Source organism: Zunongwangia mangrovi, from assembly GCF_900112105.1.
Classification (GTDB): Bacteria; Bacteroidota; Bacteroidia; order Flavobacteriales; family Flavobacteriaceae; genus Zunongwangia; species Zunongwangia mangrovi.
The window spans coordinates 14,662-36,103 of sequence record NZ_FOKV01000011.1; the positions used below are offsets into that span (position 1 = coordinate 14,662).

Below are 21,442 nucleotides of genomic sequence, written 5' to 3' on the forward strand. Positions count from 1 at the left end.
ATTGACCGCTATTTAAAATTCTAGTTTTTAACTACTAAGAATTATATGTTAGCCTATCAAAACTATAATTGTGTTAATCTAAATGTGTTTAAATGAATATCTACGGTAAGCATATAATCTCCATTGTATTGTTGATCGAAACCACATTCTATTCCGCCCTGTGGTACAATTGCAGATGCATCTTCTAAAGAAGAATTATCCAATCTCCAGAAAACTCCCCAATTCTCTTGGTTTCCAACAAATATGAAAGAACCATTATCGGCATTAAATTGTACAGTAGCTGTATAACGGAAAGGATTATTTGGATCTACCTCTAAAGGAGCTGAGGCTGCAGGATTATAAGCATCTATGCTTTGTCCATTAATAATCATACCTGTTCCGGTAGCATAAACTCCTGTAAATCCTGCAATGTTTGGCGTACCTAAATTTGTTACAGCAGTTACAGAGTAGCTTAAATCTCTTAAATCTATAGATAGATCGTAGTATCCAATTTCTGGTAATACTATTGGTGTGATGGTTTCATCCGAACCAATCATTAATTCTCCGTCATCTTCTGGATGAGCACCAAACACAAATGGACCAAAACCAGTATCCTGAGCTACAAATCTTACATTAGTATTTGCCGATTCTGCATAATATCTTACATTAAAAACATAACCTTCTTCCCCTGCCTCTGTACTTGCATTTGTACTATAAGGATACCCGGCAAGAGCTGAAGTAAATTCGGCTTCACCATCTGTATCTGCTAAATACATTCTGCGGAAGTTTAAGTCTTCAACTACACTTATTTCAGTTGAAGCTGTAGCCACGTTTCCTGAAGCATCTATAGCCGTAAATGTAAATGAATATAAACCAGGCACATCGACATCCAAACTATTTTGGTAGTTTGCACTTGTTCCTGTATAGCTAATACTTTCACTAAGTAATTCGCTCTCTATGGTAAACTGGCTTAACTCCCTGTTATCATTAATAAGAATATCTAATTGTATTTCGTCTCCATCTGCTATTAAAACGGTGGCTCCATTAGCAGGACTATTAATGGTAATTTCAGGAATTTGGATATCGGCATCTAAAGTTACCACTACTTCTTGCTGCGTAGCAACTCCTCCAGAGTTTACAGCAGTTAAAAGTATAGTATGTTCACTATTTTCTACTGCACCATCTGGAACTTTAAATTGATAATCTAACTGATAAGTCGTAGGAAGTGAATCTTTAACGATGCTTTTATCTAAAAACCATTCCTGATTTTCTAATTGTATAGACCTTATACCCGCTGCATCTTCTATTGTCCCCTGTATTCTAAACGTCTGGCCCGGCAAAGAAGATATCTCTTCTATTAGGTTTACAAACTCTGGGGAAGAATTTACAACCTGATCATCATCCTGGCTACATGAAAGGGATATCAAAGCCATCGTGATCATTAAACCGAAAAAAAATGTAATTTTCTTCAAAGTAAATATTTTAAGATTACTAATTTATAGTTGTTATTTTTTTAGTTGCTCTAAAAAAATACTAGTAAAAATGACAAATACGCAAACAAATATAACGTTTTCGTAACCTACTAAAATGGAAGAAACCTTTGATAAAATGGATAATATTACGACCTTTAAAGAAAGTCTCTATTTTATTAAAATTGAAAAAGTCATTACAAATCTATATAAAAAAGGTGCTAAGCCTTTATACCACTGGCCTGAATTACAATTCTAAGAACAACCTTCAATATCTCTAAAAGAAACAATTATTTTACTAAATTTGAAATATGGACAATCATTCGGAAAATAAAAAAGTAAAAGAAGGCTTCATAGGACAACGAATGGTGACCACCCCTCCCAACATTAAAATCGAAATCCTAAACAATCCATTAATTAAAGATTTCTATACCACTGCTATTGGCTATTATCCGCAGGCTCATTATCATGACCGAAAAAGAAAAACAGGCAGCAAAGAATATATTTTACTTTATTGCGTAGAAGGAAAAGGCAGCGTAGAACTTGCAGATAATACTTACTTTTTACCTCCAAATTCTTTTATAATTATCCCACCAGATATCGCACATCACTATCGAAGCTCTATAAATAATCCCTGGACGATTTTTTGGTGTCATTTTTTGGGAGATAAAGGAAATTTATTGTACCAACACTACAAACGTAAATCTAACTTTCCTGTGATCTCTATCCCCAGAAGCGAAAGAAGACAGAAAAATTTCATTAAAGTAATGAATGTTCTGGAATCTGGTTACGACATCTACGGTATTGAATTTGCAAATCTAAGCCTTTTTAATACCGTTATGGAAATGATCTATTATAAGGATATTAACACGACTGAAGTTAAAGCTGATATTATTTCCAACTCCATCAATTATTTAAACTCTAATCTGGATAAAAACATCAAAATAGAATTTCTGGCAGAAAAATATAATCTTTCAGTTTCTCGTTATTCAGAAATATTTAAAAAGAAAACCGGTTACTCCCCTATCCAATTCTTCAATAAGCTTAAAATTGAAAAATCCTGCCAATACTTATATTTTACAGATTTAAGAGTGAAAGAAATCTGTAATAAAATTGGATACGAAGATCCTTATTACTATTCAAGAGCATTTAAAAAACTTATGGGAATGTCTCCATCCAAATACCGAAAAGAATATCACACTCCAAAAAAGAGTAAAACTTCTTAATACGCGTATGGGCAACCTAAAAAACCGACTGTAATCAATGAACTTTGAATTAGCAGATAAACTATCCGAACTTCTCGAAAGCAAAAAACTTGACGAAGCAATTGCTTTGGCAGAACAGGAATTGAAAAAGATTCCGACAACTGACTTTCACAAAATTATTGACAAGAACTTATTGCATTTGACTTCTGACTTGGCAAAATACATAAACGAATTTGACAAGTCGACAAAAGAAGTTTTAAGGAAGAAACAAGGATTTATAAAAAATCTATTCGGCTCTGGAAAAGAAGTAAAACCTGCGGCATACTATTGCGAAATGAATGGTTTCACAATCAACTATGACCGTTGGTTTATTGACCTATTCTCTTTTAAAAATTACAGTTTGACAGATTGGGAATGGTTGAGTGACTTTTATGACTCAACTGCAAATGACTTGACAATTACAGGTTTTGAAGACATTCAAAAAGCCTTTGAAGACATTCACGAAAACAACAGATTTGAAGAACCAAATATTAAACAGGCATATGAGGTCTGTGAACTACTTGTTATCCTGCGATTACAAGAACTTTTTCGAGAGACCTATATGAACGAAGAAAGTGAATGGAGCAAAATACCAATGTTTGTGACAGCCCATGACTACGAAATGATTTATAAAGTGAATTAAAAATAAAAGGCAGCCCATAACAAAGCATATAGCTTATGGTGGGTAAACGGCTACCAGCAAAGTTTTCGCTCCGTAGCAAAGTTCATCACGGGCAGACAGGAAAGTGCTTCGAAACCGCCACAAGCCATATGCGAACCGTTAGGCAACATTTAAAGAAACATTCCCGGATTCAATAACTCAACGCAACAAATCATATCCTTAGATTTGTTCAAATGAAGACCAAAAAATATAAACGATTATCCTTCAAAAAAAGAGTCATTATTCAGACACTGATTGATCAAAAAAACCGAAAGCCTTTATCGCCAAAAAACTAAACAGAGCTAGATCTACCATATCCAGAGAAATCAATAAGCTTGTCGTTAATAAAGATGATAAATACGATTCGACATTAGCCAATTGGTTAGCTAAAGACGACTTTCCCAAAATTTCTGTAGCGTAACGGCTAGGTTTACCTAGGCTTTCAAACCTCAAATTTTAAAAACTTAAGTAAACAATAGTAAGCTAAATTAACATGGAAAGCAATACCCAGTTATAGGTAAGTTTCAGGTATATTTAATCATATCAATCTCATCTTAAATTCTAAAAAAAAGCAGGTATTTCTACCTGCTTTTCACTCAACAATATAACTAAAGAAGAATCATGTTAATGATCATCTTCAGCAAAACCAGTATCTCTATACCCTGCAACGATATAAGGACTATCAGGGTCATTCGCCAATTCTATTTGAAACGATAGACTATCAACAACTGTTCTACTTCCTGAAGCCTTAGTTCCATTAGGAATAATTAATCCTTCTGTAATCGTGGCCACTCCTTCTTCATCGTAAAGGTTTGCAGCATCCGTAGTTGAAAAGTTTAAATTTTCAACATCTCCGGTAGCTTTTACCTTTAAGGGAAATAAATTTTCATTATCATCAACAAAAATAGTGTTATCATTATCAGCAGTATTATAAGTTGAAAGTAAATAGTATCCAGATAGTTCCTCTCCACTCATGGAATAAATTGACACATACCATTCTCCACTTAATTCTTTTGTATTCGTTTGACCGGCATCATAGTCTGCATATCCATCATCCTCACAGGAAAAAAAGAAGCAAGACAGGAATACCAACAGTATTGCATTATATCTTATATTCATTTCTTTTAATTTTTAAATTTACTTAAGGAGTTACTTTATCAAGCCTTAATCCAGATAAACTAAAACTTTGTGAAGCTAGTGTTGCTCCCCAGTTCATGGTCGTCTTATCTGCTGAAATTGAAGGGGCATCAACAGTCCAAACACCGAAGGCATTTGATCCTCCAGGAGAACTGATATTATCTCCATTCACCGTAATCGTCGACGGTACGGCATAATTGGGACCATAATTTACCCCGTATTCATAGTGTCCCACTAGGACATCAGTAATATTGAAAACGTTCGGATCAGCAGTCGAAGTGATCAGTACCGGAAATTCAGAACCATTACCTGAAGATCCATACCAGAAGCCGGCAATACTACCATTGTTTTCATAAACATATATGGTTCGATCCACTGTGGCCGCAAAACCATCTTCATTCTCCACACTATAAGATAGAGAATACATCCCCGGAATAGCAGTATCTACATTTCCATTCGTTTCATATTCCACACTCTCACCCTGAATAATAGCCTCAATACCAGGATCATCAAAACTTGTTCCTTGTTCTACCAAAACTGTTGCATCACCTAGTAAATTTAATTCTGGATAATAGGTTACCTCTGAGGTTATTGGGTCTTCCGGGCTACAACTATTAAAAAGTGTTGCCGTAGCCATAAAGAATAATATATATTTTATTTTATTCATTTTATCTTGTTTTAATTAGTCCTGATTCCACCAAACTTCCTGTAAAAGATTTGGCTTCTGTGTCAAATTACTATTTCTCTGAACTTCATTATCTGGATAATATATACTTGAGGGAATCTGACCGCCTGGTAGTACAGAAGCCAAAGAATAGATTCGCCTTCCTTCTTCGTAAGCTGGATCCTGAGCATCTACTAAAAGTGGATATCCCGTTCTTCTGGTTTCTATCCACGCCTCAATATTATTTACATTGGCAAGACCAGCCCATTTTTGATTCATAATCGTTTCTAACTGATCTTCTAATTCGGCTGTTGCATCAAAAGCATAAGCTCCATCGGCATTGATCAGATCCATAGCATCTGCAGTGGATAAGCCATATAATTCGAAAGACCTCATCACTCCTTCCTCATATTTCTGCTGCGCCTGCTCACTGCTGCCATATCTTGCATAAGCTTCTGCCTGAAGGAAAGAACTCTCCGGTAAACTCATAAGGTATACTGGAGTGGTTGGCTGGATATCAGGACGGGCAAATTCCTGTGCCTGATAACCTCCATAAGGTTCCGCCAGTATACCGATTCCCTGTTCAATACCAATATATTCGCCTTCCGTATTTGGTTTAAAAACTGCTTCTAATCGTGGATCATCGTTTCTTGCATAAAATTCAAGCAAGGAATTACTTGCTACGTCATTCACATCTCCTAATTCCTGGATCTGAACTTCATAATATGGGTTTCTTTTCGAGGTAGCATCTGTGAAGGCCGTAAATGATACATTTTCACTTAAAAAATTCCCTTCATTTAATAATGAAGTCACAGCCGCACTGTTGGCTTGACTGGTATTCGACATTCTTAAATATAATTTTAACTTTAAGGTATTCGCAAATTGTACCCAGTTATCCATGTCTGCCGTAAAAATTAAATCCTGCTGCCCGACATCGCTATTCATAGGACTTTCTTCATAAGCCGCCAATGCTTCATCGACCTTACTTAATAAGTCAAGATAAATCTCCTCTCCTGGATCTGTAGATGGAGAAATATTATCACTCCCCTGGAAAGCTTCACTATATGGTACATCACCAAAAACATCTACAAGATATTGCATGGTGTAGGCCTTTAAACAAGTGGCAATAAGATAAGTTCCCGTATCTCCCTGTTCATTAGATTCATTGAGCACGAATTCTAGATCATTGAGTGCGCCAGCATAAAGCTCTGTCCACAATCTATTAGCATAGTCGGTATCCAAATTATATTGATCGATAGCTTCATACTGACCTGCACTAGGCGCTTGGGTGTAAAACTGCGCATACATTCCTCCTAGATTGAAAAACTCACCACCCATAATCGTTGTGATTGATCCCTGAGCTGCTGATAATGCAAGCCCCTTATTGATTTCCTGGGGGGTGTTAGGATCGGTATTTATATCTAAATCATCACTACAGGACGTAAGCGCGAGTAATGAAATAAAAAGTAAGTTTATTAATTTCTTCATAATTATAATATCTAAATTAGAATCTTGTTTTTACACTAAATCCTAAGCTTCTTGTACTTGGATTAGCACTAAATTCTCCGAATTGACTGGATAAATCCGTACCAAAAGTGGAAATTTCAGGATCGATAAACTGATTACTCTCTGGAGTCCATAAGAATAAATTTCTTCCGATTATGGAAAGTGAAAGATTATCTAAAAAAGTCTTATCCATAATTTTTCCTGGTATACTGTAGCTCAATACCACTTCTCGAAGTTTCAAAAATGATTTATCGATCACCGTATTTCTGCTTAAGGCAGTGGCACTATAGTAATCGTCGATATTTGCTCTGGAAACTGCAGTAGTGTTTTCTACATAAGTTATACTGCCATCATCGGCTACGGATTGCTGAACAGAATTAGGCACAATAAAAGGTTGCCTGTCATTATACATCGTAGTTACTGAATTTCCTACAAACCGGGTAATATCCGCTGTACGACTGTACATTAATCCTCCTTCACGTAGATCAAATGTGAAGTTTAAAGATAAATTCTTATATGAAAATTCATTAGTAAAACCTAGTGTATAATCATACTGTGTATCGCCGTATATTTCTTTAGTACTTGCCGCGATTGGAATACCGTTGGAGTCTACTACGATTTGTCCTTCATCATTAGTCTGTGGCACAGACCCTTCGATCAGGGCTAAAGGCATGCCTTCCAGAGCTACCAGCGATGTTGTACTTAAACCTCCTAAAGAAACCTGGGTTAAACGCTCATCTAGTTTTTCTAATCTTGAATCGTTCGTAGCAAAATTAAAAGCCATATTCCAATTAAATCCTTTAGAGTTTCTGAAAACCGCTAATTTTAAAAGAGCTTCGATTCCTTCGTTACTAATTTCTCCCAAATTTGCTGTTTGGCTTGTGTAACCTGTTGTTGCCGCTAGAGGTAAGGATAATATTTGATTTTCTACACGGGCATTATAATAAGTGAAATCAAGGGAAATTCTGCTTTTGAAAAATTCAAGATCTAAACCTACCTCGAATTCCTTTCTTCGTTCCGGTTTCAAATTTGGATTCGCAGCACGATTTCCTACCTCATAAGCATTAACACCTCCTAGAGGGAAATTCAGACTACCAAATCCCTGATTATCGGCACTTCCTGCTACATATACCGGATTAATCTGATATGGATCAGTATCTACCCCAACTTCACCATAGCCTGCTCTTAGCTTACCATAATTCAGAATTTCGCTTATATCTTCAAAGGTTTTTGTAAATAACCAACTCGCATTTATCCCTCCGTAAAGTACAGATCTATTTTCCTCCGGAAGCGTGGAATACCAATCATTTCTAATATTTCCGGTTAAATACAACTGGTCTTTAAAACTAAATGTCGTATTATTATATAGACCATAAAGTCTTCGCTCGCTTTCAGATGAACTAGCTTGTGGATTTTCTCCGGAATTACTTAAACTGTAAAAACCAAATAGATCCTGACTTCCTACGGAAGCTGCAAGGGATCTTGAAGTCCGGATATTATAATTGAATCCGAAAGTAGATTGAATTCCTAAGTTTTCATTTACCTCAGCATTTAAATCATAAAGAATATCATGGTTTAACTGCTTAACCATTCTTGTACTTTCAGAATAGGAACCTGGTTGAACTGTAGAAGACCCAGCGTTTGGAGATCCAGGTTCAGGATCTACAATAGCCGTCCAAAACTGTGTATTATCCGTATATTGATCCAAACCAAATCTATAGGTTACTTTTGACCAGTCAGTCAGATCATAAGAGGCCTCTAAAGCACCATAAACACGCTCCTTTTCATAATTCGATCCGTCCTCATTTAAGGTAAAATATGGATTGGTGATACCGTAGGGTGTATAATAATTTGATATATTATTGAATTTATTATTATAGTCTTTAAATTCTGTAATGTTTAAATCATTAGGAATCTGTAATAGGTTATTTAATACCGTCAAGCCTTGACCGGTAGCAACAGAAGCACCTTCCGTATTTACATAATTTAAATTCCCGGAAATTTTTAATTTCCCCATTTTACTTTGGGCACTTAAACCAATAGTATTACGATCATAACTATCAGCATCTGTTGGGTATATCCCATCCTGTTGTAAATTGGAATAAGATAAACGTACCGTAGAATTTTCATTACCTCCGGAAACCGCAATATTATTTTGGAAGAAGGTCCCTGTATCAAAGAAATTCTCTAATTGATCCTCCTGAAATAAGTATGGCTTCAGACGTTGCGAATTATCCACAACATTTCCCCATACTCGAGGAGTTCCATCAAACCTTGGCCCCCAAGAACCATTCTCATTTAAACGATGAGTAAAATCCCATCCTTGCCCATAAGTTGATTGATAATTAGGTGTTCTGGAAATTCTTGTAAAGAATGAGGTACTGCCCAACTCAACACTTAGCTTACCGGACTGACCACTTTTGGTCGTAATAATAATTACACCATTAGCAGCTCTTGAACCATATAAAGAAGTGGCAGATGCCCCCTTTAAAATTGTCATGCTTTTGATATTATCCGGGTTGATATCCTGTGAACCACGACCAAAGTCATATCCCCCTCCTAGACTGCTAGAAAATGCAGATCCATTATTGATCGGCACTCCATCAACTACATACAGAGGCTGATTTGAACCTCCCATGGTACTAATACCACGAATAATTACTCCGGAAGAAGCTCCAGGATCTGTTGAAGCCGCAGAAATATTAACCCCCGCTACTTTCCCTTTAAGAGCATCGGCAATATTGGATTGTGCACCCCTGGTTATTTCCTCTGCATTTACAGTGGTGGTAGCAGAACCTAAAGAAGCTTTTTCTCTTTCAATACCAACAGCAGTGACCACAACTTCATCAAGTTGTGCCGTGTTTTGCTCTAATGTGGCATCGATAGTTGTGGCTTGTTGAACGGTGATCTCTGCAGTAATCATTCCCACGAATGAAAATACTAACACATCACCTTCCGATGCTTTGATAGAATACTCTCCATCAAAATCTGTTTGAACCCCATTATTGGTTCCTTTCACAATAACATTAACCCCAGGCAATGGCATGCCATCGGTGTCAGAGACCGTCCCGGTAATGGTGTTGTTTTGTGCAAATGTTGAGATGCTTGTTAGCAAAAAGAGTAACAAGCACCCTAAATTGTAGTGAATTCTCATAAATTTTTACTTCGTTAAAAATTAGGACGGCTAATCTAACAGTAAAAAAGTAGCGAATTTGCAATATGATTCCAGTGGTAAAATATCTGATACCAACAACAACATTTATGAATCCTTTTGTAAATATTAATTTTTCTTTGACATATAAAATTCTTTAAATTTTAATAAATACTTTATTTTTGACGTTGTTTTTTATCAAATATTCAAACAAGCAATGTATCTATAGTCGACCAAAAATTACAATTCGAAATTTTACACAAAAGAAATCATCTTAATTATCGTTATTCATAATTCATCAATCATTGAATAATCACCTCTAACATCTCATCACCTTTATGCAACCATTTGTTTTTCAACATAAGGATCTGGATTCGCATCCATTATTTATCAATTTATCTTTAATTCAATATGTAAATACCGTTGAAAAGGATTTATTGATCGGATCCGGAAAGGCATTTATATGCTTTACTTATGGAAATTTCAGCAAAATTACCTCGCAAGGATCTAAACCTGAAATTGGACCTGTAGAAGTCCAGCCTGTAGAAAATTTTTATCACCTGGGTTCTTCAAATCACTCCAAACTCATTGCTATCGGTATAAAACCAGATCTCCTATATAATATTGTCGAATTGCCGGAAAATATGCCTCCGGAAAATTTATTTCCGCTACTTCCTCCTGCTCTTCAAGAACTTTTTCTACAATTAAGAAACCGTCTTTCAAATGTGATTGATATTAAAGAGGCGGAAAAAATAATAATTAAGAATTTATCTCCATTTATTCATCAATGGTCAGCACCAACACCCCTTACTCCAATTATTAACATGATTTTTGAAAAAGAAGGCAAAACAACAATACAGGAAATCCTCAACCACTTCCCTGTATCAAAAAGTAGCCTTCATTCATATTTTAAGCGATATATAGGTTTGCCACCTAATTTTTATATCCGCTTGATACGCTTCAATTTTTTTCTTCGTAGCATTCTTAGAAATTCTTACAGCATTCAGGAGGCAATCTATCAAAATGAGTATTTTGATTATTCACACCTTAAAAAAGATTTTGCTCGGTTCACTGGGATCACCCCTAAAGAACTCAATCAGATTAAGAATAAAAGTCTGATCGAAGTTTTTGAAAAAATAAATTATCGAATTAGTTAATATACATTAAACTTAAAAGAAATTCTGAGAAAAATACTGACTATAGAAAATGAATTTATTTACAGTATTTTTCTTAGTGATCTATCTACTTTTGTAATCGAACACGCTATTTACATCGAAATAACGAACGCAAAATGAAGGACTATGAAGATATTAATTGTAGATGAAAACCCTGGTAAGAGATCAGAAATATGTAATCTACTCCATAATAAAACAGAAAAATTTAAAGTGTTTGATGCTGAAGACTTTAACTCCGCAATCGATATCGCTGAAACGAAGGAACCTGATCTATTTTTTCTTAACATGGATACTGATTTCAGTGCTACCTCTCAGTTTATCTATCAAATAAGAAATAAACCGAAAAAGTCGATCTTTATTTTATATTCGAAGGAAACTAAGAACGCTGTACATGCATTTGATTACGGCGCGCAGGATTTTTTAATCGAATCCTTCAACAAGCAACGTTTCTATAAAAGCATCGATAAAGTGATGTTGATCAAAGAATACCTAAAACTCGGTGATCAGGTTATGGGAAATTTGCAGTTCAATCCGCAAGTACCCATCCTTTTAAGATCTTTACCAGTTAAACTGGGAAATAAAACCATGTTCATTAAAGTAAACAACATTAAATATATTATAGCAGACCGTTATTACGCGGAAATCTATACTAAAGATAAAAAGCATGTCATTAGAGAATCACTAACAAAGCTATTTCATTTACTTCAAGAAGATTACTTTTTTAGAATTCATCGATCTTATATTATCAATATTAATTTTCTGCAGGAGATTATACATTCTGAGAAATCAGAGCTGGATGTTCGCATGGAAGATGGAAAATTATTTCATGTAAGCAGATCACATCGTAAATCCTTTACTGAAAAGCTAGCAATCTAAAACGCCAATCCTTCCAATATCAATAAAGAAAAAGCCTGTGTTTCCACAGGCTTTTTTTTTTAGGCTAAATCAAATAACTTTAATAAGAAAAAAATATATGCTACCTTTTTTTACCAAATTATTTTAATCAAAGATACAGTAGATTAAGCCTCATTTTTTTGATATGATTCGAATAGCCCCGGAAATGATTTGAATGGTACTTTGATGTTTTTTAGGATCTAAATCCCGTAAAAAGAAGTTTAATCATGTAAAAAAATTCAACAATTCTAAGATATTACTACTGCTGTAGTTAGAATGAAATATAGTTTAGTGCTCATTCACTAAGAGATCATAGCTTCATTCCTCACTCTCAACCTCCTCGTCTATGGGAGAAGCATAAATTTGCGCTTTTAGAACATCGATATCTCGCTCCATTAAGGTGAAACTACTGTAAATATCGCTGATTCCTAACTTCTTAGCTGTTTGATCCAACATTAAGAAAAAGGGATTGCCGCCTGAATCTGTCTCGCGTGAAAAGAAACTTTCATACATCGATTCATTTTTAAAGTAATCAATTCCTTTCTTACAGTGATCTAACGAACGAAAAACCCCTAGTCCCTGAAATAAAAAATCACCATGATCGCTTTTATATTCAAATCGAAAAAAACCATCTTCCTGCTTATAAATTTTGAAATACATAACATAGGCATTTTACTTATCATGCTTTACTTTGACAATTACAGTAGCTTTAATGTAAATTTGTTTCACTACGATAAAATTGAGTACTCCAGAAATAAATAAAAAATTATAATTATCACTACCAATATCATCACCGAAATAAACACAACAAAATTAATTTTCGGCCCCTTCATAATCATTATTTCTCATCAAGATAAGTGATAAACTAACAGACCGAAATAGCAAATCTATATTTAACTCATATTTAAAAAGAAATTTTATTTTGTCGATAATTTATACATTTAACCGAAGATTTTTCAATTTTCGATCCCTAATTGAGTTTTAATTTTAATACTAACGGAAAAACAACAATACAAAGGTGCTGACTAGCCTTCCCTAAATTTTTATTATTAAAAAACTTAAAAAGTGTCAATTCATGGGTATACTGTTGGACTAACAAATTCTACGACACTGTATATAAAGCATTCCATAAATCTTGCCAGAGAATTCTTTGTTTTTATTTATAACTCATCTTTTATTCGATGAAGCTTATCATTAAGCCTAGCGTTCAACATGGGATGTATAATTATAATATTAACCTACAATTTCAGCGTTCTAATGTTGATGCTTCTGCCAAAATAAATCAAGCGTACATTCATGATTTATTGAGTGAATATAAACGACGCTCCCCTTCCAGACGTACTCCATACCTCATTAATAGTAAAATACAAGAATCAAGAAGCTAAAAAAATCATTTCATATCACCACCAGCACTAGTTTTCCCTCCTAAGAAGATCAGACACCAAAAGTTTACTGGATAATTTTATATTTAAAACCTTATATTCTTAAATATTTCTGTACATTAAATTTTCGTAATTCATCTATCGAGCAAATTAATGTTATCCTATGAGATCCCCCTTATACCAGTTAATCCAAAAATCGGAAGCCTGTTTTGATTTTGCACAAAACCATGGCTATGATGGGATCATTCTTTTAAATTCCATCACTAATGAAATTTGGGCCAATGCCAGACTTGCTGATGTACTTGGCTATAAAGAGGATATTCCTCCTGCTATCCTCAATAGGATCAATAAAACTCATCTGGAGAAAAAACATCAGGATATTGATATTTTATCAAAATCAGGGAAGTCCATCGCTTTTAAGGTATCCACTTTTCAGCAGGATACATTTCAAATCCTTGGATTACAGCAGAAAACAAAAAATATCGATCAAATTGATCAAAGAATACTTGCCATCCGAAGTCTCCTAACCAGTGCTAAACTTGCATTTTGGGAATGGAATATTCAAACCGGGGAGGTATACTTAAGTCCGTTTTGGGCTCAAGAGTTAGGATACCGCATGGAAGAATTGCAACCTTTTTCGGTATCTACTTGGAGTGAATTAGCACATCCTGATGATGCAAAAAAATGTGAACGTCTATTACAGGAACATTTTGATGGCCACAGCCTGATTTATGAAAGCGAAGCTCGAATGCGACACCGGAATGGAAGGTTGATCTGGGTATATGACCAGGGGAAAGTGGTTAGCTGGAAGGATGATCAACCAGAATGGATGATCGGTTTTCATCAACAAATATCGGAAAGAAAAAATCAGGAAGAAGTCCTTAAAACCTTTATACGACAATTCCCCGCTGCCGTGGCGATGACCAATAAATCACTGGATATACTTTCCTATACTCAAGAATGGTTGGAAGAATTTCATGCTGGTCAGGAGCTTAGCGTTAGTAAGATCGCCGAGTCTATTCCCCATATTCCAGCTATTACTGAAGGAATAGAGAGGATCATCAATAATGAGATACCGATCTTCGAAGAAATCATTAGAGAAGAGAACTCTTTCCAGGATAACTGGCGGGAATGGAAGATCACCCCATGGTACGATCAACAACATATTGGTGGAGTGATCATTCAGGTGTCTAACCTTAATAAACTCAAAAAACTGGAACTTGAAAAATTACAGTATTTTCAATATATGGCTATGATTTGTGCCAACTTACCTGTAGCCATGATCGCCTGTGATACCCGGGGACGACTCACTTTGTATAATGACACCGCCAGAGAATGGTTTCACCTAAATGAATCGGCAGAGATTGGGGAACCGCAATTTATCGACCATATTCAATTAAATGAATTGTCCGGAGATCAAATTTTTACCGATCATCCTTTACGAAAATTATTACGTAATGAAGAACTGAAAAATCGACAGTTCACCATTCAAAATGATCAATACAAAAGAACACTTAAAGCGGATGGAATACAGTTATTTAACGAATTAGGTGAGATCATCGGAGTAGCTATGACACTTTACGACATGAGTGATAGTATTGCGACAGAAAATCAGCTACGTCTTAGCGAACAGACCTTTAAAAACAGTTTTAAAAAAGCGCCGATAGGAATGGCTCTTGTTGATCTTGATGGATCATGGATGCGCGTGAATTCTAAAATATGTAAAATTCTAGGATACTCGAAGGAGGAACTTTTAAAAACAAATTTCCAACAAATCACACATCCTGACGACCTGGATAGTGACCTTTATTTATTGAACGAAGTTAAGCTTGGAAAAAGAAAAAGTTATGAGCTCGAAAAAAGATATATTCATAAAACCGGCAAAATAGTTAGTGTTATACTATCCGTTTCCGTAGTACGTGATCCTCAGAAAAATCCGCTATTTTATATTTCTCAATTAACAGATATTAGCTCTTTAAAAGCCTCCTCGGAAGCTCTAAAAAATGTTTTGGAAATCACCCAAAAACAAAATGATCGCCTTCATAATTTCGCCCATATCGTCTCGCATAATCTGCGCTCACACACCGGAAATATTAGTATGCTGCTTGACTTACTCCTAAGTCAGTATGATCAGCTTCGCCAGGAAGAAATTCCTCAAATGCTACTCACGGCCTCTAAACAATTAAATGAAACCATCTCTCATCTTAATGAAGTCGCCACACTACACGACACTAACGAAGACGAATTGGAATCCTTGGGACTTTCAAGTGTTATTGAGAAGGAACTGCATAATATTAACGCATATATCAAAGAAACAAAGATAAAAATTGAAAATAAAGTTGCTCCCGATGTTAAGGTCCTTGTAATTCCAGCCTATTTAGAAAGTATTATATTTAACTTTGTTACTAACGCGATTAAATATCGATCCTTCGATAAAGCACCAAAATTAAGCTTTCGATCGAAGTATATTAATAGTTTCGTGATGTTGGAAATCCAAGATAATGGACTGGGAATAGATTTAGAAAAGCATGGTCACAAACTATTTGGTATGTATAAAACCTTCCATAAGCATAAAGAAGCAAGAGGAATTGGATTATTTATCACCAAAAATCAAATTGAAGCTATGGGTGGAAAAATCGAAGTCGAGAGCACACCAAACATTGGGACCACTTTTAAGATATTTTTGAAACATGCCTAAAACATTTCATACGTATATCATTGACGATGATCCCGTCTTTATTTTTGGGTTGAAGTTTCTTCTGAATATGGAAAATTTTGCGCAGCAAATCAAAACTTTCCCTAATGGAGAAGAAGCCATCGCAGAACTACAAAAAAATGAAAAGTTGCCGGAAATTATTTTCTTAGATCTTAATATGCCGGTAATGGATGGCTGGGAGTTTCTTGATTGGTTTGTTCTTCAGGAAAAGCTGGCTCCAATCGCCATCTACGTGACCTCCTCCTCTATTGATCCCCGTGATTTAGATAGGGTCAAAAAATATGGCTCTAAAATTAGAGGATATCATCATAAGCCCTTACGTAAGGAACAAATCGATAATATAAGAAAGCAAGTAGAAGAATAACGTAAATTTTTTAGACCATTTTAACTATATAGTTCTAGACCCCATGATCAGCCAGTTGTAATCTCACCCAATCAATATTACATTGGCTTTTAAAGTCAAACCATGCCTCCCGATAAGCCGATTGCTCCACTTGATATTTAAAGTGTCGAAATGGTCCGGGTCTTCTCAAAGTTTCTTCTAAGGAAGATCGAAAATTCAAAGAATCTACTTTATTTGCTACAAAATCTTCCATCACCTGAAAAGATTGGAAGGAACTCATTTGCTCTATTCGAATATAATGCTCCTGATCCCCTGCAACCTTATCAATGATATCTTGCCAGGGGTTGGACTCACCATAAAACAAATCAATGTCTTTTGGGTAATATTCCACTAAAGCTTGCTCAGTATGTAAAAAGCATATATGCCCGCAATCAATTAATTCCGCTATCTCTTTAATGATATCATCATCGTAGTTCACACCAAAATCTAAAATATTTTGTTCCAAAGCCTAACAGGTTCTACCACTAAAATAAGTAAAATATAAATCAGATTAGCTACGACTTCCAGTTTGTTGGTCTTTTTAATCTTAAATTTCAATCTCCACGGATAGATAGTCCGAAAAGCTTATTCAGCCTTTACAGACTTATAGCTTTACTCTCGGAAGATTCAATAATATCAGTCTCAATGATAAATGGGCGATGTCCAATCGATTCTTTGATTGCCTGTCATTTTAATCTAAAACCAATAACTTTTTCCAAATAATTTTAAAAATCAGATAAACAATAAAGGATCAGTAGACAACCTCATATTGCAATAACATAGCTATAATCAGATATCAATCAAAGCTTATAAAAAACACGCATAAGTTATAATTTAAGCGATTTTCAATGCTAAGATCTACACGTTCAAAAATCATATTAGCTATTTCAATTTAAAATAATCTGAAACCTTTTTTTATTAGAAAGGACTTTAAACGTTTATTGGATTTTATAGTTTTTTCTAAGAGAATGATGGCCAGAATCAAGACAACTAAACCAATCATGATAAATAATACTTCTACCGAACTGATTTCTTTCATATTATGTTATCCTGAAAATAGAAAAAGAGAGCAATTGGGGCTACTCTCCTTTTAGAAACTAAATAAGTAACTAACCAACTCTATTTCAATCCGCAATTTTAGCCTAATTTAGTTTAATCATAATTATATAAAATTAAACAAATCATAATTGACAACTAATTAACTATTGTTCAAATTATTATTGCTGCGGAAAATTCTGTACTAATTTTGAGATCTGGCCTTCCTGAATACAAAAAATAGTAGGGATATTACCCTTACAAAAGGGTTCTATGATAAATTTATATAGATCGTAAACAATCACTTTCCAAAATGAATGCTATCGCTGATCAAATTAAATTGCGAAAAAATAATCTCATTATCGTCTGAAATATTGATTATTAAAGAATTGATTCATTCTATATATTTCCATTACCACAGAGCACTGAGTTTCTTAACACCTGATTATAAATATCTAAAAACCCTAAATATTATTTATAACGTCTTCATCCCCATTGCTCCTCCTAAATCGATCTCACTTTTCATTTAGTTTCCCTTCCGGCTATGGTACTGTTTCTTCCTAACCGGTTTTTAATTCACTCCAGTTGCCCCTTAGCCTTCTTTTTTTGGGTTGCAAAACACCAATATTTTGAAGTTGAACCGGACTGCATAAGCCGCTCCCCTACTCGCTTTTATAAGTCCTTATCAATCCAAAATATTGAAAACGTGTAAGCATCAAAAAAAGATAACAGCTATACGGCACTATGGGAAGTAAATCAAAACAGTTCAATATGAAATCAACAGCTACATATCTATTCGGAAGGAAACTAAAAAATCAAAAAATAGAAAAACGCTTCCGGATATAATAAGTAAATCAATTTTTTTAATCAATGTGTAACCGTCTGCCTCCGGGTAGACCTCTAAAACTTTTAATTATGAGTAATCTAAGAAACAAAGTGCAGTTAATCGGAAATGTAGGACAAGAACCTAGCACCACCAAGCTTGACAATGGTAAAAAAGTAGCTCGTTTATCATTGGCGACCAATGAAAACTACAAAAACAGTAAAGGTGAAAAGATACAATCCACCGACTGGCATACTGTAGTGGCTTGGGGTAAAACTGCTGAAATCATTGAAAATTATGTAAGCAAAGGCAAAGAAATTGCCGTAGAGGGAAAATTAACTTCTCGTTCCTATGAGGATAAAGAAGGGGTAAAAAGATATGTTACCGAAGTGCTAGCTTCTGAAATCCTATTATTAGGTGGTAAAGCGTAAACTTTAAAATCAAAGAGGGCGTCACCGTCAAAAATTGCGCCCTCTTTTAATTATTCACTTTAAAAAAATGAACAATGAAAGACAAAGTTAATGAAATACAGATAAGCTATCGGGAAAAAATCAAAACCTTAAAATCTGACCCGATCAAAAGTTCCAAGCACGCAGCGGAATTACTTTATAATAACTGGGATAAAGGAACTATAGGTTTACAGGAAAGCTTTAAAATCCTGTTGTTGAATAATTCTAATAAAGTGAAAGGGGTTTACCCTTTATCCGTTGGAGGTATTACGGGTACTTTGGTAGATATTCGCATTCTTTTTGCAATTGTATTAAAGACCTTATCCGTAGGGATTCTACTAGCCCATAATCATCCAAGCTATAAACTTGTACCCAGTGAAGCGGACAGACGATTGACCCGTAAAATTAAAGAGGCGGCTCAGCTTCTTGATATTAATGTTTTGGATCATATCATTATCGCTCCTAATGGAGATTATTACAGTTTTGCCGATAATGGATTGTTATAATTTGAAATTTCAATGATGGGCTATTTGAGTTATACTAAGCTTGATAGTGAAACACAGGAAGGCTTGATTTCGATGTCTAAAAAAGAAGTTGAAATTCGCTTCGGCAAGCAGTTAAAAAGCTATGCCCAACATCACTGCGCCAATTACGACAAACTGTTGGAAGAGCAAACGATACGAAATTTATACAATTATTATTTTGTATTCAAAATGTAACGACTAAAAACCACCAAACAAGCCCTTATTAAATGAGGGCTTTTTCTATGGGGTATTTCTTTTAAATCGTATCTTTAGAAAGTTGACTGACAACACTTTTGGTCATTATTTAATCCCGATTATTGGGTGATTTGACTTTCCTTAAATGACCAATCCATAAAATAATAAAGGCATTTCACATTGGTGGGATGTCTGGAAATTTGGGTCCCTGCGGGACGGAAATTGGAATAGCAAGAGGGTGACACGCATAGCGATGTCTCAGTCCTTTTTTACTACTTAAAATACTGGTTTTCAATTACTTAAAATTACTCAAAACATTGACTATCAGTGCTTTTTACTGTAAATCCCTTCAAATCCCCCGTAAACAGGCAATTTTTTACAGTAAATATGGAAAGTCAATATCAAAAATACCGGTTTTCAGCCATCAGTATTAAAAAGGCAGTCGCGGATCGATTTCGAAAATTCTCCCGTGAACTTTCCCTATCCAATACCGATACCATGGAAGCTATGCTTAACTTTTTTTCCTACAATAATCTCCTCCCCTCCGATGACTTGGGAATTAAAAGTGATACTACCCGAAAGCGAATTAATGCCCTGATCGCCATTGTCCGAAATATCGAAAAACAACAAACCCTGCCTACCAAAGCTATGCTCGATACCTTATTCCAGGAAATCACCCAGGTCCAACATGATGAGGAGGAAGAGGATTTTTTTGAAGTCTTTAATGACGGTGGTAGTGAGAGGGGTAGCGAGAAGAGTAATGAGAAGGATGGTGAGAAGGGGATTTTTAATCCTGATACAGGGAACAATAAAGAATTAACCCGTGATGAACAGCTCCTCTATTACCAAAACCGTTATACCGAAATGCAACAGGAACTTAGTCACTATAAAAATCTGTTTCTGCAATTATCGGGACAGCTGCGCTATACCAAAAATACCTTTGGTAAAGACTTCTATAAACTTGAAATCTCCCCCGAGGAGTTTGAAAAACTACGAAATAACTTCTAAACATCTATTCTATGTATATCACTATATCTGCCCAAAAGACAAATGCGGGATTCCCGAAAAGTTCAGGTTCTTTTGTTAAATACCTGGAAAAAGAAAATGAAGGTCTTCAGCCCGATGAAATGGAATATTTCTTTGATCAGTCACAGGATCGGATTCAACCGGAACAGGTGATTCAGGAAATTGATCATAATACGGCTAAACTGAAACAAAAAGAACCGAAATTCTATTCCATTACCCTTAACCCGAGTGAGCGCGAATTAAAAGCCATAAAGGATGCTCCGCAGGCCTTGCGAGAATTTACCCGGGAGGCCATGAAAGATTATGCTAAAGCTTTTCACCGTGAAATCGATGGTCGCCCCGTGAAGGTTGATGATATTAAATATTATGCGAAAATTGAACGACATCGATCCTTTAAAGGCCATGATCTACAGATCCGCGAAAACCAATCCTTTGCTACCAAAATCCTGGCACTCAAAAATGAAATTAGGAATATTGAACAGGGGCGACAAACCGGGAATATCAAAGCACTGAACAAGCAAATTATCAAACTGGAACAAAAAGCGCCGCATCAACTTCGTGGACAACGCATCGTTCGCGGCATGGAAAAACCGGGATTTCAGAGTCATATCCATATTGTCGTTAGTCGAAAGGATCGCTCAAATCGATACAGCCTCTCCCCCGGAAGTAAACACCGGGCTTCCGAAGTGGAACTTCATGGGAAAAGTATTAAACGGGGCTTTGATCGTAACCAGTTTTTTAACAATGCGGAAAAAAGCTTCGACCGACTTTTTAATTACCAGCGGAACTTTGCCGAAGCCTACCAATCCCGGAAGCTGCTTCTTAAAGAGCCTAAATCGTATTTTTTGAGCTTACAAAAGCTTCCCATAAAGGAACAGAAACTGGCCTTCTCCCTATTACAAAAAGCGGGGATCAACGCTCCTAAACTTCATATCCCTAAAAATAACCTGGAACTGACCCTAAAAGCAATCCATCAGCTTAAACGTGGAGTGAAACGTGCTATTGAGGCAGGATCTATCGGAATTTAAAT

19 protein-coding genes and 1 pseudogene are annotated in these 21,442 nt (G+C 35.4%); 13 read left to right on the forward strand and 7 right to left on the reverse strand.

The features are described from left to right. Window positions 1–62 precede the first annotated feature (62 nt). On the reverse strand, window positions 63–1,451 hold the full coding sequence (locus BM201_RS16825) for a hypothetical protein (protein ID WP_139219269.1): 1,389 nt from the start codon (window positions 1,449–1,451) through the stop codon (window positions 63–65). Window positions 1,452–1,566: 115 nt separating this feature from the next. Here BM201_RS16825 and BM201_RS18175 point away from each other — a divergent pair, with 115 nt between their 5' ends. The 4 genes and pseudogenes from BM201_RS18175 to BM201_RS18385 form a co-directional block, all read left to right on the forward strand. Then, window positions 1,567–1,707 (forward strand): hypothetical protein, encoded by a 141-nt coding sequence (locus tag BM201_RS18175; protein ID WP_175487077.1) that lies wholly within the window; start codon window positions 1,567–1,569, stop codon window positions 1,705–1,707. A gap of 52 nt (window positions 1,708–1,759) precedes the next feature. Then, on the forward strand, window positions 1,760–2,674 hold the full coding sequence (locus BM201_RS16830) for an AraC family transcriptional regulator (protein ID WP_092544774.1): 915 nt from the start codon (window positions 1,760–1,762) through the stop codon (window positions 2,672–2,674). A 37-nt stretch (window positions 2,675–2,711) separates the two neighbouring features. After that, window positions 2,712–3,335, forward strand: coding sequence for a hypothetical protein (locus BM201_RS16835; RefSeq protein WP_092544776.1), 624 nt, complete (start codon window positions 2,712–2,714; stop codon window positions 3,333–3,335). Window positions 3,336–3,547: 212 nt separating this feature from the next. Then, a pseudogene (locus tag BM201_RS18385) lies at window positions 3,548–3,753 on the forward strand (helix-turn-helix domain-containing protein); the annotation flags it as partial. 224 nt (window positions 3,754–3,977) lie between these two features. On the opposite strand, the gene BM201_RS16840 reads toward BM201_RS18385, so the two are convergent. From BM201_RS16840 to BM201_RS16855, 4 genes are read right to left on the reverse strand one after another with little or no spacing between them, the layout of a single operon-like run. Then, window positions 3,978–4,445 (reverse strand): lipid-binding protein, encoded by a 468-nt coding sequence (locus tag BM201_RS16840; protein WP_175487078.1) that lies wholly within the window; start codon window positions 4,443–4,445, stop codon window positions 3,978–3,980. Between the two features lie 49 nt (window positions 4,446–4,494). Beyond that, window positions 4,495–5,127, reverse strand: a complete 633-nt coding sequence (locus tag BM201_RS16845; protein WP_175487079.1) for an immunoglobulin-like domain-containing protein — start codon at window positions 5,125–5,127, stop codon at window positions 4,495–4,497. Window positions 5,128–5,172: 45 nt separating this feature from the next. Continuing rightward, window positions 5,173–6,642, reverse strand: a complete 1,470-nt coding sequence (locus BM201_RS16850) for a SusD/RagB family nutrient-binding outer membrane lipoprotein (RefSeq protein WP_092544782.1) — start codon at window positions 6,640–6,642, stop codon at window positions 5,173–5,175. Window positions 6,643–6,658: 16 nt separating this feature from the next. After that, complete coding sequence (locus tag BM201_RS16855) at window positions 6,659–9,814, reverse strand: SusC/RagA family TonB-linked outer membrane protein (protein ID WP_092544783.1); 3,156 nt, start codon at window positions 9,812–9,814, stop codon at window positions 6,659–6,661. A 335-nt stretch (window positions 9,815–10,149) separates the two neighbouring features. Here BM201_RS16855 and BM201_RS16860 point away from each other — a divergent pair, with 335 nt between their 5' ends. Both BM201_RS16860 and BM201_RS16865 read left to right on the forward strand, forming a co-directional pair. Continuing rightward, on the forward strand, window positions 10,150–10,968 hold the full coding sequence (locus BM201_RS16860) for a helix-turn-helix transcriptional regulator (protein ID WP_092544785.1): 819 nt from the start codon (window positions 10,150–10,152) through the stop codon (window positions 10,966–10,968). Between the two features lie 144 nt (window positions 10,969–11,112). Next, window positions 11,113–11,862, forward strand: coding sequence for a LytR/AlgR family response regulator transcription factor (locus BM201_RS16865; protein ID WP_092544787.1), 750 nt, complete (start codon window positions 11,113–11,115; stop codon window positions 11,860–11,862). Between the two features lie 336 nt (window positions 11,863–12,198). Here BM201_RS16865 and BM201_RS16870 read toward each other — a convergent pair whose 3' ends face one another. Continuing rightward, on the reverse strand, window positions 12,199–12,540 hold the full coding sequence (locus BM201_RS16870) for a hypothetical protein (RefSeq protein ID WP_092544789.1): 342 nt from the start codon (window positions 12,538–12,540) through the stop codon (window positions 12,199–12,201). 885 nt (window positions 12,541–13,425) lie between these two features. On the opposite strand from BM201_RS16870, the gene BM201_RS16875 reads away from it, so the two are divergent. Both BM201_RS16875 and BM201_RS16880 read left to right on the forward strand, forming a co-directional pair. After that, window positions 13,426–15,960, forward strand: a complete 2,535-nt coding sequence (locus tag BM201_RS16875) for a PAS domain S-box protein (RefSeq protein ID WP_092544791.1) — start codon at window positions 13,426–13,428, stop codon at window positions 15,958–15,960. Then, window positions 15,953–16,342 (forward strand): response regulator, encoded by a 390-nt coding sequence (locus BM201_RS16880; RefSeq protein ID WP_092544794.1) that lies wholly within the window; start codon window positions 15,953–15,955, stop codon window positions 16,340–16,342. The genes BM201_RS16875 and BM201_RS16880 overlap by 8 nt, the downstream gene beginning before the upstream one ends. Before the next feature lie 34 nt (window positions 16,343–16,376). Here BM201_RS16880 and BM201_RS16885 read toward each other — a convergent pair whose 3' ends face one another. Further along, window positions 16,377–16,826: a UPF0158 family protein gene (locus BM201_RS16885; protein ID WP_092544796.1), complete on the reverse strand. Its 450-nt coding sequence runs from the start codon at window positions 16,824–16,826 to the stop codon at window positions 16,377–16,379. 1,484 nt (window positions 16,827–18,310) lie between these two features. On the opposite strand from BM201_RS16885, the gene BM201_RS16890 reads away from it, so the two are divergent. From BM201_RS16890 to mobB, 5 genes are all read left to right on the forward strand, one after another. After that, window positions 18,311–18,649, forward strand: coding sequence for a single-stranded DNA-binding protein (locus BM201_RS16890; protein ID WP_092544798.1), 339 nt, complete (start codon window positions 18,311–18,313; stop codon window positions 18,647–18,649). Window positions 18,650–18,723: 74 nt separating this feature from the next. Continuing rightward, window positions 18,724–19,173, forward strand: coding sequence for a JAB domain-containing protein (locus BM201_RS16895; protein WP_092544800.1), 450 nt, complete (start codon window positions 18,724–18,726; stop codon window positions 19,171–19,173). A gap of 12 nt (window positions 19,174–19,185) precedes the next feature. Beyond that, window positions 19,186–19,386 carry a hypothetical protein gene (locus BM201_RS16900; RefSeq protein WP_245758685.1) on the forward strand — a complete coding sequence of 67 codons (201 nt, stop codon included), beginning with the start codon at window positions 19,186–19,188 and terminating at the stop codon, window positions 19,384–19,386. A 387-nt stretch (window positions 19,387–19,773) separates the two neighbouring features. Then, entirely contained in the window at window positions 19,774–20,394 is a 621-nt protein-coding gene (locus tag BM201_RS16905; protein WP_245758686.1) for a BfmA/BtgA family mobilization protein, read from the forward strand. Window positions 20,395–20,405: 11 nt separating this feature from the next. After that, window positions 20,406–21,440, forward strand: coding sequence for a MobB family relaxase (mobB, locus tag BM201_RS16910; RefSeq protein WP_092544804.1), 1,035 nt, complete (start codon window positions 20,406–20,408; stop codon window positions 21,438–21,440). The last annotated feature ends 2 nt before the right edge of the window (window positions 21,441–21,442 follow it).